The organism is Streptomyces sp. NPDC050617 (genome assembly GCF_040654795.1).
Classification (GTDB): Bacteria; Actinomycetota; Actinomycetes; order Streptomycetales; family Streptomycetaceae; genus Streptomyces.
The window spans coordinates 6,025-23,890 of sequence record NZ_JBFAIS010000013.1 but is presented as its reverse complement, the minus strand read 5'-3'; the positions used below and the strand labels follow the sequence as shown (position 1 = coordinate 23,890).

Annotated in this window: 1 protein-coding gene; it reads right to left on the bottom strand. The window is 71.8% G+C overall.

Features of this window, described 5'->3' with window-relative positions; translation table 11 throughout:
* Window positions 1-9: 9 nt before the first annotated feature.
* Window positions 10-17,646 carry an amino acid adenylation domain-containing protein gene (locus AB0I49_RS19010; RefSeq protein WP_363228137.1) on the bottom strand — a complete coding sequence of 5,879 codons (17,637 nt, stop codon included), beginning with the start codon at window positions 17,644-17,646 and terminating at the stop codon, window positions 10-12.
* Window positions 17,647-17,866: the final 220 nt, after the last annotated feature.

The following is a 17,866-nucleotide window of genomic DNA, read 5'->3' as shown; positions in this document are numbered from 1 at the left end:
TCTTTCTCCTTACAACGGATGATGTGCAGAAGGGTGTGCGGGACCGTCGGCGAGCCCGTCTCCGAACTCGTCCCCGAACTCGTCCTCGTCCCCGAACTCGTCCTCGAACGCGTCGACTTCGTCCTGTGCGAGATCCAGGAGGAGGAAGTCGGAGGGGGTATGGCCGCCCGCGCCGGGCGCTTCGGTGTGCGCGGCCAGCCCGGACAGCATCGCCAGCCAGCCCTGCCCGAGCCGTTCGACCGCGGGCTCGTCCAGCAGCTCGCCGGCCCAGCCCAGGGTGAGGGTCAGCTCCGGCCCCTCCGGCGTGTCCCGGATCACCGCGCCCGCCTCCAGCGCGTGGGCGACCGGCATGCCGGGGTCGGCGGAGCCGCCGACAGCCGACGCACCGGCCGGCTGCCACGCGCCTACCGTGCCCGCGTCCGCGCCTGTGTCGGTACTAGTGCCTGTGCCGGTACCGGTACCTGTCCTGGTGCCGGTACCTGTCCTGGTGCTGGTGCTGGTGTTCGTGCCGGTGCCTGTGCCCGTACGGGCAGGGAGCCCATTGGACGTACGGACGGAGAACCCGTCGGGCGTACGGGCAGGGGGCCCGCTGGGCGTACGGGCGGAGAACCGCCCCAGGTAGTTGAACGCGATCTGCGGCGACGGCAGCCCTGCCAGCACCGGGCCCGTCTCCGGGTTCAGGTGGCGCAGCATGCCGTGGCCCAACCCGTCGCCGGGTATCGCCTGCAACTGTTCCTTGACCGCCTTCAGCAGTTCCCCGGCGGCCGGGCCGCCGGTACGGGCGCCCGGCAGATCGATGCCGGCCGTCTTCAGGCGCGCCGGGTGCACGCTGGTGAACCAGCCCACGGTGCGGGAGAGATCATCGCCCGCCAGGGGCGCCCGGCCGTGCCCCTCGATGTCCAGCAGCACTCCGGCGGCGGTACTGCTGCCGGGCCGCCACTGCCCCACCGCTCCGGCCAGCGCGGCCAGCAGCACCTCGTGCACGCCGCAGTGGAAGACGGTCAGCGTGCGGCCCGCCAGGGTGGCGGCTTGTGGTGCGGGGACCTCCCATGAACGCTCCCGCCAGGTCGCGGCGGTGTCGCGCGCCGGATCGAGCGCGCGCCGCCCCAACGGCGGCTCGGACCCGCCCGCCGTCGCGATCCAGTCGCCCAGCTCGGCCCGGCGCTCCTCGCTACGGGCCTGGGCCGCCAGCCGCAGCACCCAGCGCCGGAAGGACGTACGCACCGGGTCCGGCGCCGCCTCCCGTCCCGCTGCCGCGGCTTCGCACGCCGCCTGGAGGTCCGGCAGCAGAATGCGCCAGGAGACGCCGTCCACCGCCAGGTGGTGTATGACCAGCACCACGCGGCCGGTCCGCCGGGGCCCGGCGTCCAGCCAGACGGCCTGCGCCATCACGCCGGCGGCGGGGTCCAGCCGGGCTACCGCCTGGTGGGCCGCTTCGTCGGCGAGAGCGTCCAGGTCGTCTTCTGTGAGGGGGGCGGTCGGGGTGGCGTTCGGGGCCTCGTCCTCCAATGTTGTCGCGTCGACTCGTACGACCAGTGCCGCCGCGTCCACCGAGCCCTGCGCTGCCACCTCGAAGACGGGCTCGGCGCCGTCCTCGCGCACGACACGGGCGCGCAGCATGTCGTGCGTATCCAGCAGGGCGCCCACGCCCGCCGTCAGGACATCGAGCCCCAGCGCGGGCGGCGCGCCCACCACGGACCACTGCGCGAAGCGCGGGCCGGCGGCGGCCTCGCCGAGCGCCCGCATCGCGGGGGTCCAGGGCACCTGGCCCACGCCGACGTCGCCCAGCTCCTCCGCTGTCTCCCGGACCGGTTCGGCGACCAGCGCCAGCCGCGCCACGGTCTTCTCCTCGAAGACCTGTCGGGGTGTCACCACCCAGCCGGAACGCCGGGCCCGCGACGCCAACTGCATCGACATGATCGAGTCGCCGCCCAGCTCGAAGAAGCTCTCCTCGGCGCTCACCCGCTCGACGCCCAGCACCTCGGCGTACAGCTCGCACAGCAACTCTTCGGCCGCGCCAGCGGGGGCTCGGCCCGTCGCCCCCCGGTCGGCGAAGTCCGGCGCGGGAAGGGCGACCTTGTCCAGCTTTCCGTTCACCGTGAGCGGCAGGGCGTCCAGGACCACCACGGCCGCCGGAACCATGTACTCGGGCAGCATCCCCGCTGCGTGCTCCCGCAGGGATTGCGGGAGGGCCACGGGCTGGACGGCGGGCTGGTCACCTGCGGTGTGGGGCACCACGTAGCCGATCAGCCGCTTGTCGCCCGGCCGGTCCTCGCGGACGACGACGGCGGCCTGGGCCACATCAGGGTGCGCGGCCAGCACGGACTCGACCTCACCCGGCTCGACCCGGAACCCACGAATCTTGACCTGCTCATCCGCACGGCCGGCGAACTCCAACAGACCGTCCACCGTCCAGCGGGCGAGGTCACCCGAGCGGTACATACGAGCACCGGGGGCGAACGGGCAGGCAATGAACCGCTCCGCCGTCAGCCCCGGACGACCCACATAGCCGCGCGCCAGCCCGGCCCCGGCCACGTACAGCTCACCCGTCACACCAGGCGGCACCGGCCTCAAGAAATCGTCGAGGACGAAAACCTGCACGTTGCCGAGGGGACGGCCGACCGGCGGCGGAGCGTCCTGCGGGCCGATGCCTTCGGGCAGCGGCACCGCAGTCGTGATCACGGTCGCCTCAGTCGGACCGTACGTGTTCCACACCCGCGCCCCGGCCCGCCACCGCGCCGCCAGATCAGCGGTCAGCCGCTCCGCACCCAGCACCCAGTTCTCGACACCCGGCACCGCCGCCGGATCCAGCACGCCGAGGAGGGAGGGGACCACGCTGGCCACGCTCACGCCCGCCGCCTCGATCATCCGAGCCAGCGCCTCCGGCTGCGTACGTTCCTCACTCGACGCGATCGCCAGCGTGCCGCCCCCGCCCAACGTCACCGCGACATCGAGCACGGCAGCATCGAAGCTGAACGACGCGAACTGCAACGCCGCCACGCCCTCCGACACGCCCAACACGGGCCGCATGACCTCTGCCAGGTTCGCCACACCGCCGTGCGCGACCGCCACGCCCTTCGGACGGCCCGTCGAACCGGAGGTATAGATCACATAGGCCAACTGGTCATCTAGGAGCGGCTGTTGAAATGGCTCGTCCGACTCCGCGCTGATGTCCGGCTCCGCCTCGTTCAGTAGCACGACGCGCGCGGCGGCGCTCTCAGCCACCCCGTCCGCCGTCTCGGCGACCGCCAGGACGACCGACGCACCGCTGTCCGCGATCGTGTACGCGAGCCGGTCCGCCGGGTACTCCGGGTCCAGCGGTACGTACGCGCCGCCCGCCTTCCACACCGCCAGCAGACCCACGATCATCTCCGCGCCACGCGGCAGGCACAGCCCGACCCGCGACTCCCTGCCCACGCCGAGGCGGGTCAGGTACCGGGCCAGACGATTCGCCCGACCTTCCAACTCTCCGTAGGTCAGGGCTTTTTCAGCGGAGGTCGCCACCACCGCTGCCGCATCGGGCGAGCGCTTCGCCCAGTCGGCGATCATCTCCGGCACCGACGCACGCGAGGTCTGGGCTGCGCCGGTGTCGGTGCCGGTGGCAGTGGCCATTGCGGTGGCGGTGGCAGTGGCCATGGCGGTGACGGTGGCGGTGGCGGTGGCGTTCCAGCCCGCCATCAGCTCGCGCTCCTCGGGCGCCAGCAGATCGATACGGGCCACTGGCGCGGACGGGTCAGCGACGAACTGCTCCAGCACCCGCATCAGCCGATCGGCGATCGCCTCGGCGGCGGGACGGTCGTACACGTCCGGCCGGTAGTCGAGCTGGACCTCCAGCCGGTCCCCTGGGCTCGCGATCAGCGCCAGTGGGTAGTGGCTGGCGTCCTGGGGCCGACCGGTAGGACGCATGGTCAGCGTGCCGGGCCCCTTGGGCTGCTCGGCCGGGCGGGGGTAGTTCTCGTACACGACCAGCGTGTCGAACTCCGCTCCCGGGCCCGCGAGCCGGTTGATCTCCGCCAGCCCCATGTACTGATGGCCCATCAGCCGCACCTGGCGGGCCTGCAAGTCGGCGAGCATCTCGATGACCGGCTGCCCCGCCGCGAGGCTCACCCGTACCGGAAGCGTGTTGATGAACAGGCCGATCGCCGACTGCACCCCCGGCAGGTCTGCCGGGCGCCCCGCGACCGTGCTGCCGAACACCACATCGGTACGGCCGGCCAGCCGCGCCAGCACCAGCGCCCAAGCGCCCCGCAGCACGGTCGCCACCGTGAGTCCGTGCTCGCGGGCCAGTCCCGTGAGAGAACGTGTCAGCCTTTCGTCGCACTGCCGGAACACCGGCTCGGGCTGCATCGGCGCCCGTACCGAGTCCGCGGGCGCCACGCGCGTCGGCTCGTCCGCCCCCGCCAGCTCCGCCCGCCACGCGGAGCGTGTCGCCTCCACGTCCTGGCGGCCCAGCCATGCCAGGTACTCGCGGTAGGACAGCGCCCGCGGCAGCGTGTTGCGTTCGCCGCCCGCCGCGTACGCCTCCGTCAGGTCATTGAGCATCGTCGACAACGACCAGCCGTCCAGGATGATGTGATGGGTTGTCATCACAAGGAGGTGGTGGTCCTCCCGCATCCGGACCAGCAGCAGCCGGAGCAACGGCGCCACCGTCACATCGAAGCGTTCCGCCAGCTCGCCCTCCGCAAGCCGCGCCATCGCCGCCGACGCCTCCGCCTCGGGCAGCCCCGACAGGTCGGCCTCGTGCCACGGCACCGTCACCTCATGCGCGACGGCCTGCACCGCCTCGCCCGAAGCCAGCTGATGGAAGCTCGCGCGCAGCCCCTGATGCCGTGTGAGCACCGCTCCCCAGGAGGCCCGCAGGCGGCCGACGTCCAGCGGCCCTTCCAGGGCCAGAGCCCGCTGACCTCCGTACACGTCCGTTCCGGCGTCGTCGAAGGCGGAGTGGAACAGCAATCCTTCCTGCAACGGCGACAGCGGCCATACGTCCACCAGCCCCGGCACCGCGGCCTCCAGCTCCTCCACGCCCTCCTGCGACAGGTCGACAAGGGGGAAGTCAGAGGGCGAGTAGCCGCCGACGGCGCGGCGCGTAGAGCCTGCGGAGGGTGCGGAACCCGCGGTGGTCGGGGGGTCGGCGACGTGTGCGGCGAGGCCGGTCAGCATCGCCGCCCAGCCGTCCAGGAGCGCCCGTGCCGCCCCCTCGTCCAGCAGCCGTTCCGGCCAGGAGAGGGTGAGGGCCAGTTCAGAGCCGCCGCCTCCGGCCGGGTCGCGCACCACGCCCAGGATCTCCAGAGCGTGCATGACGGGCAGCTCCGCGGCCGGACCCTGGTCGCTCGCGGCCTCACCAGATGGGAACCTTCCCGGATCGGTCTCGCCGGTCGCGCTCCAGTCGTCCGCCGACCCCGACGGCCCCGATGGCCCCGAGGTCTCGGTCTGAGCGGCAGGGACCCGGCCCAGGTAGTTGAACCCGATCTGCGCCGACGGCAGGTCGGCCAGTACAGGCGCGGTCTCGGCATTGAGGCGGCGCAGCAGGCCGTAGCCCAGCCCGTCCCTGGGCACCGCCCGCACCTGCTCCTTTACGCGCTTCAGCGCCCGACCGGCGGCAGCGCCACCAGCCCGCACCTCAGCCGCGTCGAAAACCCCCGCGCCAGGCTCCACGCCAGACCCGGCGTCGGGCCCCACGTCAGACCCGACCTCAGGTCCCGCGCCGGCCCCCGCGTCCAGCCGCACCGGCCGGACACTGGTGAACCAGCCCACCGTCCGCGACAGGTCCGCCTCCGACGCCCGCCCATGCCCCTCCACATCCACCAGGAAGCCGCCAGCCAGATCGCGGCCCTTCCACTCCCTCACCGCCACTGCCAGCGCGGTCAGGAGAACGTCATCGACCCCCGCGTGGAACGCGGCTGGGACGGTGGCGAGCAGGGCTGACGTCACTTCGGCGGGCACCGTCACCGATACACGCCGCACCGTCGCCTCGACATCACGGCTCGGGTCCACGAGATGGTCGGTCAGCAACGTGTCGGCGCCGCGCAACAGCTCGCACCACTCCGGCAGCTCCGCCGCACGGCCGGGGCTCACCGCCTCCGCCGACAGCTCGCGGGCCCAGCGTCGGAACGACACGGGAACGGCGTCGAGCACCGGCTCACGGCCGGCGGCCAACTCCTTGTAGGTATAAGCGATATCGGACAGCAGGGTCCGCCAGGACACCGTGTCCACCACCAGGTGGTTCGCGACCACCAGCAGCCGCCCCTGCCGGCCCGGGCCCGCGTCGAGCCACACCGCCTGGACCATCACACCGGCCGCCGGATCCAGCCGCCCGGTCGCCGCCCGCGCCTCTTCGGCGAGCAGCTCCGGCCACCCCGCATCCGCCGCCGACACATCCACCCGACGCACGAACCCATCGGCGGGAGCCGCGTCCGGCACCACCAGCCGTCGGTCCGGCTCCACCTCCAACCGCGCGCGCAACACCTCGTGACGGCTCATCACAGCTCGTACCGCACTGGCCAGAACCCCGAAGCCGGCATCGGAAGGCGTGACCAGCACGCTCGACTGGACCACTCGGCCCACACCCTCCGGGCCGGCCCGGTCCAGCAGTTCGTGCATCACCGGGGTCAGGGGCACTTCACCGACGCCGGGCACCTCGTCGCGGAGCTCCACGCCATCGGCCACGGCGGCCACAACCGCCAGGCCCTCGGGGGTCCGCTCCTCGAATACCTGACGGCTCGTGAACACCAGTCCCGCCCGGCGGGCGTTCGACACCAGCAGCATCGACATGATCGAGTCGCCGCCCAGCCCGAAGAAGCTGTCATCGGCCCCCACCCGCTCCACGCCCAGCACCTCGCCGAACAGCGTGCACAGCAGTTCTTCCGCCGCACCGACCGGGGCTCGGCCCGCCCCCCGCTCGGCGACGTCCGGCGCGGGCAGCGCGGCCCGGTCGAGCTTGCCGTTGGCGGTCAGCGGCAGCGCCTCCAGGAGCACGATCGTCGCCGGGACCATGTAGTCCGGCAGGCGGACTCCGGCGAACTCCCTCAGCTCCGCGCTGTTGAGCGCCCACGAGCTGCCGGACCCACCGCCGGAGGAGGAAGAGTAGGAGGAAGAGGAAGAGGAGCGGTAGGAGGAGGGGTCGGCTGGTGCGGCCGACGCAAGGGCGACCGGCACGGCATACGCGATCAGCTGCTTCTCGCCCGGCCGGTCCTCCCGCACCACCACCGCCGCCTGGGCCACACCCGGATGGGCGGCCAGCACGGATTCGACCTCGCCCGGCTCGACCCGGAAGCCACGAATCTTGACCTGCTCATCCGCACGCCCCGCGAACTCCAACAACCCGTCCGCCGTCCACCGCGCCAGGTCACCCGAGCGGTACATCCGCTCACCCGGCAGGAAGGGGCAAGCCACGAACCGCTCCGCCGTCAGATCGGCACGTCCCACGTAGCCGCGCGCCAGCCCGGCCCCGGCCACGTACAGCTCACCTGTCACACCGGCGGGGACCGGCCGCAAGAACGCGTCCAGGACGAATACCTGCGCGTTGCCGATAGGACTGCCGATCGCGGGCGGCGCGTCCTGCGGGCCGATGCCATCCGCCAGGAGCATCGCCGTCGTGATCACGGTCGCCTCCGTCGGACCGTACGTGTTCCACACCCGCGCCCCGGACCGCCACCGCGCCGCCAGATCAGCGGTCAGGCGCTCCGCGCCCAGCACCCAATTCCTGACACCCGGCACCGCCGCCGGATCCAGCACCCCCAGGAGGGAGGGGACGACGCTCGCCACGCTCACGCCCGCCGCCTCGATCATCCGGGCCAGCGCCTCCGGCTCCGTACGCTCCTCACTCGACGCGATCGCCAGCGTGCCGCCACCGCCCAAGGTGACCGCGACATCCAACACAGCAGCGTCGAAGCTGAACGACGCGAACTGCAACGCCGTCACACCCTCCGACACCCCCAACACCGGCCGCATCGCCTCGGCCAGATTCGCCACGCCACCGTGCGCGACCGCCACGCCCTTCGGACGCCCCGTCGAACCAGAGGTGTAGATCACATACGCCAACTGGTCTGGAATGAAGTGTCGTTGAAGGGGTTCGGACGATTCGAGCTTCACGGCTTCCGCCGCTTCGTCCAGAACCAGCATCCTCGGCCCGGAGGGCGCCTCGGCCACTGTCCGTGTGGTCGCCACCACGACGGTCGCGCCGCTGTCGGCGGCCATGTAGGCGAGCCGGTCCGCCGGATACTCCGGGTCCAGCGGTACGTACGCGCCGCCTGCCTTCCACACCGCCAGCAACCCCACGACCATGTCCACACCACGCGGCAGGCACAGCCCCACCCGCGACTCCCGACGCACCCCCAACCGCACCAGATACCGAGCCAGCCGGTTCGAGCGGTGCGCCAACTCCTCGTACGACAAGGCGTCCGCGCCACAGCGCACCGCCACCGCGTCCGGAGTCGAGCGGGCCCAGTCGGAGAAGAGATCCAGGACCGTCCCCGCCGCCACCGGCCGCGCGGTGCCGTTCCACTCCCCCACCACGCGGGAGCGCTCCTCGGGGCCGAGTACGTCGATGTCGCTCATCCGGGCCTCGGGGTCGGCGGCCATCTGTTCCAGCACCCGCACCAGCCGCGCGGCCACGGCCCGTACGCTCTCCTCGTCGAACAGGTCGGGTCGGTAGTCCAGCCAGAGTCCGAGGTCATCGGCGGGGTTCACGCTCAGGGTCAGCGCGAAGTTGGTCGACTCGCGGATCTCGGTGTCCGTGAGCGTCAGCCCCTCGGCGGACGGCGGCACCGCGGGGTCGCCCGGATAGTTCTCGAACGCGAGCAGGGTGTCGAAGGTCGCTCCGGGCCCGGCAAGTCGCTGAATCGCGCTCAGACCCAAGTGCTGGTGATCGAGCAGGGCTGATTGCTGTACTTGCAACCCGGTCAGTGTCTCCGCGACGGTACGCCCCGGCTCCAACACCACCCGCACCGGAACGGTGTTGATGAACAACCCCAGCATCTCCGCCATACCCGGCAGATCCGCCGGCCGCCCGGCGACCGTCGCGCCGAACACCACATCACTACGGCCCGCCAACTGCCCGACCACCACGGCCCAAGCAGCCTGCACCACCGTATTCAGCGTCACACCACACGCACGGGACACCCCGTTCAACGCGGCAGCCAGCTCCCGACCGGTTTGCGCCGTCACCCGCCCCGGCGCATCCGACCGCCCCTCGGCGGCCACCGGGGCGACGAGCGTCGGCTCCTCCGCCCCCGCGAGGGCCGCCCGCCACGCCTCGTTCGCCGCCGGCACGTCCTGTCGGGCCAGCCACGCGACATGTTCGCGGTGCTGAGCCACCGGGGGCAGTCCGCTCGCGGTGCCGCCCGCCGCATAGCAGGCCCACAGTTCATTCAGCAGAATCGGCAATGACCAGCCATCGAGCACGAGGTGATGGAGCGTCACCAACATGCGGTACCGATCCGCACCGACCTTGACCAACAGCACCCGCAACAGCGGCGGCTCACCGAGATCGAAGCGACGCGCCCGCTCCTCCGCCGACCACCGCTCCGACCGCGCCCACGCGACCTCCGCACCCAGCCCCGACACATCCTCCACACGCCACGGCAGCACCACATCCCGCACCACCGTCTGAACCGGCCGCCCCAACCCCGGCACCACACGGAAACCCACCCGCAAAGCCGCATGCCGCTCCAACAACACCCGCCACGACGCACGCAGGACATCGGCATCGAGCCGGCCGTCGAGATCGACGACCAGCTGCTCCATGTAGGTGTCGTCGCCCTGCTCGTCGAACAGCGAGTGGAAGAGCAGGCCCTCCTGCAAGGGCGAGACGGGCAGTACCTCGGCCAGACCGGGGACGCCTGCCTCCAGTTCCTCCACCTGATTCTGCGAAAGCGCCAGGAGGGGGAAGTCGGAGGGCGTGTATCCACCCTTTCCGGCCTCATCCGCGTGGGCGGCCAGGCCGCCGAGCGCCGCCGCCCAGCCCTCCAGCAGCGCTCGCGCCGCGCTCTCTTCGAGCACCGCCTCCGGCCATGCCAGAGTCAGCGTCAGTTCAGGGCCTCCGTCGGTGTCGCGTACCGCTCCCAGGACCTCCAGGGGGTGCATCACGGGGAACGCCCCCGCCACGCTGCCGTCGAGTTCGGTCGCCGGGAGCGGCTGCCAGTCCCCTTCGCGGCCGGCGATGCGGCCCAGGTAGTTGAACCCGATCTGCGCCGACGGCAGGTCGGCCAGTACAGGCGCGGTCTCGGCGTTGAGGCGGCGCAGCAGGCCGTAGCCCAGCCCGTCCCCAGGCACCGCCCGCACCTGCTCCTTTACGCGCTTCAGCACCCGACCGGCGGCAACGCCACCAGCCCGCACCTCAGCCGCATCAAAAGCCCCCACGCCAGACCCGGCATCGGGCCCCACGTCAGACCCAGCGTCAGATCCCGCGCCGGCCCCCGCGTCCAGCCGCACCGGCCGGACACTGGTGAACCAGCCCACCGTCCGCGACAGGTCCGCCTCCGACGCCCGCCCATGCCCCTCCACATCCGCCAGGAAGCCGCCACCCGCACCACGGCCCGACCAATCACGTACCGCCACCGCCAGGCCGGCCAGCAGAACGTCGTCGACGCCCGCGTGAAAGGCCGCCGGAACCCGTGCCAGCACGGCCGAAGCCACCTCGGCGGGCATCGTCACCGATACACGCCGCACCGTCGCCTCGACATCACGAGTCGGATCCACGGGCCGGTCGGTCAGCAACGCGTCGGCGCCGCGCAACACCTCGGACCACCCCGGCAGCTCCGCTGCCCGGTCCGCGCTCGTCGCGTCCGCCGCCGTCTCGCTCGCCCAGCGCCGGAACGACACCGGTACCGCGTCGAGTACAGGCTGACGGCCGGACGCCAACTCCTCGTAGGCGTAGGCGAGATCGGGCAACAGCACCTGCCAGGACACCGTGTCCACCACGAGGTGGTTCGCGACCACCAGCAGCCGCCCCTGCCGGCCCGGACCCGCGTCGAGCCACACCGCCTGCACCATCACACCGGCCGCCGGATCCAGCCGCCTCGCCGCCGCTCGCACCTGTTCTCCCGCGAGGGCCGCGAAGTCCGACGAGTCCCCCGCGGCCGCAGCCGCGTCCACTCGACGTACCAACCCGTCGGAATCAACCGCGTCCGGCACCACCAGCCGCCGCTCCGGGTCCACCTCCAACCGTGCCCGCAGCACATCATGACGGGCCATCACAGCGCGTACAGCATTCGTCAGAGCGACGAAGTCGAGGTCAGCCGGTGTCATCACCAGTGCCTGCTGGACGACTTGGCCCACGTTCTCCGGGCCGACCCGGTCCAGCAGTTCGTGCATCACCGGGGTGAGGGGTACGCCGCCGACGCCGGGCACCTCATCGCGGAAGTCGACGCCGTCCGCCGCGACGGCCACCGTCGCCAGGCCGGCCGGGGTCCGGTGCTCGAATACCTGACGGCTCGTGATCAGCAGGCCCGCACGGCGGGCGTGCGACACCAGCAGCATCGACATGATCGAGTCGCCGCCCAGCCCGAAGAAGCTGTCATCGGCCCCCACCTGCTCCAGTCCGAGCGCGTCGCCGAACAGCCCGCACAGCACGCCTTCGACCGCCGTCTCGGGCGCGCGGCCGTCCATCGTCGTGGTCTCGGGAGCGGGCAGAGCTGCCCTGTCGAGCTTCCCGTTCACCGTGAGCGGCAGGGCGTCCAGGACCATGAGGGCGCTCGGCACCATGTATTCCGGCAGGGCGCCGGCCGCGTACTCGCGCAGCGGCCGCACGTCGATGTCCTGCGCCGTGGGCACGACGTAACCGACCAACCGCTTCTCACCGGGCCGGTCCTCCCGTACCACCACGGCGGCGCGCGCCACGTCCGGATGGCCCGTCAGGACGGCCTCGACCTCGCCAGGTTCGACGCGGAAGCCGCGGATCTTGACCTGTTCGTCGGACCGGCCGACGAACTCCGCCTGTCCGTCGGCAGTCCACCGCGCCAGGTCGCCCGAGCGGTACATCCGCACACCGGGCAGGAAGGGCGAGGCCACGAACCGCTCCGCCGTCAGCCCCGGCCGGCCCACGTAGCCGCGTGCCAGCCCGGCCCCGGCCACGTACAGCTCACCCGTCACGCCGGCGGGCACCGGGCGCAGGAAGGTGTCCAGCACGAAGACCTGGACGTTGCCGATGGGGCGGCCGACCGCCGGCGGCGCGTCCTGCGCGCCGATGCCCTCCGCGAGCAGCGCGGACGTCGTGATCACGCTCGCCTCGGTCGGGCCGTACGCGACCCACACCCGCGACTCGGCACGCCACCGCGCGGCCAGGTCCGCGGTCACGCGCTCCGCGCCCACCACCCAGTTCTCGACGCCGGAGACGGCGGCCGGGTCCAGCACGCCCAGGAGCGAAGGGACGACGCTCGCCACTTTCACGCCCGTCGCGTGGATCATCCGCGCCAGGGCTTCCGGCTCCGTACGTTCGTCGCTCGACGCGATCGCCAGCGTGCCGCCGGCCCCGAGGGTGACCGCGACATCCAGCACCGCGGCGTCGAAGCTGAAGGACGCGAACTGAAGCGCCGTCACACCTTGGGTCACGCCCAGTACGGGCCGCATGGCCTCCGCCAGGTTCGCCACACCGCCGTGCGCGACCGCCACGCCCTTCGGACGGCCCGTCGAACCGGACGTATAGATCACATACGCCAACTGGCCTGGCTCCACTGTGACTTCGAGAGGGTCGGCGGACTCGGCGCCAATGGCTTCGGCCGCCTCGTCCAGGGCCACTACGCGCGCCGAACCGTCCGTCACCTCGTCCGCTGTCCCGGTGGTCGCCAGCACGACCGCCGCGCCGCTGTCGGCGACCATGTAGGCGAGCCGCTCCGCCGGGTACTCCGGGTCCAGCGGTACGTACGCGCCGCCCGCCTTCCATACCGCCAGCAACCCCACGACCATGTCCACGCCGCGCGGCAGGCACAGCCCCACGCGCGATTCCCGGCCCACGCCGAGGCGGACGAGGTGCCGGGCCAGACGGTTCGCCCGCGCCTCCAGCTCTTCGTACGTCAGCGCATCGGAGCCGCAGCGGACGGCCACCACATGCGGTGTCCGCTCGGGCCACCGTGCGAAGAGGTCGACGACAGTGCGTGCCGAGACGGGCAGCCCGGTGTCGTTCCACCGTTCGACCACCTGTGTGCGCTCGGCCTCGCCGAGCACGTCGAGGTCGCCGATGCGCGTCTCGGGGTCCGCCGCCATCTGCCCCAGCACCCGCAGCAGGCGACGCCCCATCTGCATCGCCTGCTGCCGGTCGGCCCGGTCCGGCTGGTAGTCCAAGTGCAGGTGAAGGACGTCGCCGGGCGTGACGCCGAGCGCCACCGCGAAGTTGGTCGAGCCGCGTACTTCGGTGTTCGTCACCGTCGGCCCGTCGAGGAGCGGAGTGCCCGTCAGGTCACCGCCTGGATAGTTCTCGAACGCCATCAGGGTGTCGAAGGTCGCTCCGGGCCCGGCAAGTCGCTGAATCGCGCTCAGGCCCAAGTGCTGGTGATCGAGCAGGGCCGACTGCTGCACCTGCAACCCGGTCAGTGTCTCCGCGACGGTATGCCCCGGCTCCAACACCACCCGTACCGGAACGGTGTTGATGAAGAGCCCCAGCATCTCCGCCATACCCGGCAGATCCGCCGGCCGCCCCGCGACCGTCGCACCGAACACCACATCACTACGGCCCGCCAACTGCCCGACCACCACGGCCCAAGCAGCCTGCACCACCGTATTCACCGTCACACCACACGCACGGGACACCCCGTTCAACGCGGCAGCCAGGTCGCTGTCCGACTGAACCGTCACCCGACCGGGCGCGCCGGCCTGTCCCGCGCCGACCGCCGGAGCGACCAGCGTGGGTTCCTCCAGCCCCGCCAACGCCGCCCGCCACGCCTCACCGGCCGCCGCCGCGTCCTGTCGGGCGAGCCAGGCGACGTGCTCACGGTGCTGGGCCACCGCGGGCAGCCCGCTCGCGGTGCCGCCCGCCGCATAGCAGTCCCACAGCTCACGCATCAGGACTGGCAATGACCAGCCGTCGAGCACGAGGTGATGGAGCGTCACCAGCATGCGATACCGATCCGCACCGACCTTGACCAACAGCACCCGCAACAGCGGCGGCTCGCCGAGATCGAAGCGACGCGCCCGCTCCTCCGCCGCCCACCGCTCCGACCGCGCCCACGCGGCCTCCGCACCGAGCCCCGACACATCCTCCACACGCCACGGCAGCACCACATCCCGCACCACCGTCTGAACCGGCCGCCCCAACCCCGGCACCACACGGAAACCCACCCGCAAAGCCGCATGCCGCTCCAACAACACCCGCCACGACGCACGCAACACGTCCATGTCGACATCGCCGTCGAGGTCGACGACCAACTGCTCCGCGTAGACGTCCTCGTCCTGCTCGTCGAATTGCGAGTGGAAGAGCAAGCCCTCCTGTAGAGGCGAGACCGGCAGCACTTCGACCAGTCCGGGGACCTCAGCCTCCAGTTCCGCCAGCTGACTCCGCGAAAGCTCCAGGAGGGGCGCGCCGGACGGCGGGTGTTCAGCGCTGCTGTCCCGCGTGGCGTCCACCGCTTCCCGACGGACGGCCACGGTCGCCAGGCCGGCCGGGGTGCGGTGCTCGAAGACCTGACGGGTGGTGAGGGACAGTCCGGCGCGCCGGGCGCCCGACACCAGCAGCATGGCGAGAATGGAATCCCCGCCCAGCCCGATGAAGCTGTCGTCGGCGCTCACCCGCTCCAGGCCCAGCACTTCGGAGAACAGACGGCACAGCGCCGCTTCGAGAGGTGTCCGCGCCTCGCGCCCAGCGGGGCGTTCCTCCGTTCGGGGAGCGGGCAGCGCCGCCTTGTCCAACTTGCCGTTCACTGTGAGCGGCAGTGCGTCGAGCAGCACCACGGCGCCGGGAACCATGTGCTCCGGCAGCGCCCCGGCCGTGTACTCGCGCACCGACGCCGGGTCGACGTCCGCCTCCGGCGCCTCGGGTACGACGTAGCCGACCAACCGCCTTTCGCCGGGCCGGTCCTCCCGTACCACCACCGCTGCCTGGGCGATGTCCGGATGCCCCGTCAGAACAGCCTCGACCTCACCGGGTTCGACCCGGAAGCCCCGGATCTTGACCTGCTCGTCGGCTCGTCCCGCGAACTCCAACAGGCCGTCCGCCGTCCACCGCGCCAGGTCACCCGAGCGGTACATCCGCTCGCCCGGCAGGAAGGGGCAGGCCACGAACCGCTCCGCCGTCAGATCGGCACGACCCACGTAGCCGCGCGCCAGCCCGGCCCCGGCCACGTACAGCTCACCGACCATGCCGACAGGCACCGGCCGCAGGAACGCGTCCAAGACGAAGACCTGGGCGTTGCCGATAGGACTGCCGATCGCGGGCGGCGCGTCCTGCGGGCCGATGCCATCCGCAAGGAGCGTCGCCGTCGTGATCACGGTCGCCTCCGTCGGACCGTATGTGTTCCACACCCGCGCACCGGCCCGCCACCGCGCCGCCAAGTCGGCACTCAGCCGCTCCGCGCCCAGCACCCAATTCCCGACACCCGGCACCGCAGCCGGATCCAGCACACCGAGGAGCGACGGCACGACGCTCGCCACGCTCACACCCGACGCCTCGATCATCCGGGCCAGCGCCTCCGGCTCCCTACGCTCCTCACTCGACGCGATCGCCAGCGTCCCGCCCCCACCCAAGGTGACCGCCACGTCCAGCACAGCAGCATCGAAGCTGAACGACGCGAACTGCAACGCCGTCACACCCTCCGACACCCCCAACACCGGCCGCATGACCTCCGCCAGGTTCGCCACACCGCCGTGCGCGACCGCCACGCCCTTCGGACGGCCCGTCGAACCGGAGGTGTAGATCACATACGCCAACTGGTCCTTCCTGGGCGCAGTTTCGAGTTCCGCAGCGTCCTCGGCTCCGGCGGCTTCCTCCGCGATGTCCTCCAATGCCACGACGCGCGCGGCGTCGGTCGGCGCCTTCGCCATCGTCTCGGCGGTCGCCAGGACGACCGCGGCGCCGCTGTCGGCGACCATGTAGGCGAGCCGCTCCGCCGGGTACTCCGGGTCCAGCGGTACGTACGCGCCGCCCGCCTTCCACACCGCCAGCAACCCCACGACCATGTCCACGCCGCGCGGCAGGCACAGCCCCACCCGCGACTCCCGACGCACCCCCAACCGCACCAGATACCGAGCCAGCCCATTCGCCCGGCCCGCCAATTCCCCATACGTCAACGCGTCCGCGCCACAGCGCACCGCCACCGCGTCCGGATCAGCAGCGACCCGTGCCGTGAACAGCTCCAGAGCGGAATCCGCCGCCCGGTGTCGACCGGTTTCGTTCCATTCCCCCGCGATCAGCGAGCGTTCCGAGTCGTCTGCCATGTCTATTCGGCACACCGGAAGGGAAGGGGATGCCGTCGCTCCTTCCAGAATCCGGAGGATTGATCGGTGTGCGCCCTTCACCCAGGCGCGGTCGTACTGGGCGGAACTGGCCTCCAGGGTGACCCGAAGTGCCTCGCCGTCCGGTGATTCGGACACCAGGACGCCGAATTCAGCGGTCAGTCGATGCGACAGGTGCGATAGGTGCGATAGGTATGAGAACAGGTCGTGGGCAGTTCCCTGGCACGATCCGAATCGCAGTTCCGCATTCGCCGGGACGATACGCACGTACGGTCCGAAGTTCCGGTGGTCGCCCTCCGGGCGGCCCAGTTCACGACGGAGGCGCCCTCCTCGGAACTGCTGGTGTTCCAGCAGTTCGGCGATTTCGCGATCCGCCTCGCCCGCGATCTCCGTCAGGCCCGCCCCGGCCCGCACCGGGAATCGGAGGGGCAGTGTGTCGGCCATCGCGCACAGCGTTCGCCGGTCCTCGTCTCCCACCCGGCCCGCGATCGGCAGGCTCAGTACCGCCTCGTCCGCCCCGGTCATCCGGGCGACGAAGGCACCGACCGCCGCGATCGTCCATCGTGTCCAGCTGACGCCGCCGTGGGAAGCCTCAGCGCGCAAGCGGGCCGTGGCGGCCGGCGTCAGCGTCCCCGACTCCCGCCAAGTGCCCTCCCTGGCCCCGCCGTCGGCCTCCTCCTCGGCGCCGCCTGCCCGGTAGCCCGGAATGCCGGCCGGCTCCTGGCGGTCGGCGCAACGGCCGAGCCAGTACGCCCGGTCGCGTGCGTACCGCTCCGACTCCAGGTAGGCCGCCTCCCGCTCCACGGCCGCGCTCAGCGGCGCGTAGCCCGGTTCGGCGACGGCGTCGCCCCGCGAGAGAGCCGTGTACACCTCGGCGACGCGCCGCTCGATCAGCTCGCACGCGAAGTCGTCCACCAGTTGGGGGCTGTAGCAGTGCGACCAGAGATGGCGGTCGGCGGTGAGCCGGTAGACCGCGTGGGAGAACGGCCGGCCCCCGGTGGCGCCGGCGTCCCGGACGCGGAGCGCTTCCGCCCGCATCAGTTCCTCCGCCGCGCGTCGCGGGTCGCGCTCGCCGCTCAGATCGACGACGGACAGCCCCTCCGTTTCTCGGGCCGCCGTGACGGGCCGGGCAGTTCCTTCGCCGTCCGTCGCGCTGGGCGTGCGCAGGATCTCCGTCTCCTCGGCGACCAGCTTCAGCGCGCGGTCGAAGGTGTCGAGGTCGAGAGCGCCGGTCATGTCGACGTACCGGTGGATCGCGTCGAGCACGCGGGAATTCCCCATTTCTCGCGTGGGCCGTGTGTCCTGCCGGTCAAGGTTCTGCCCGTGAGAGTCCTGCTCGGGAAAGTCCTGTCGGTGAGAGTCCTGCCGGTATTCGGACAGGGGCAGCGCGTCGCCATTCCGGCCGTTCATCTTTTCCCCCTCAACGGGCAGTCCCGTGCCCGAAGTACCTGCTGTTGTCCAGCCGGGTTCTGTGCCGGCTGATCAC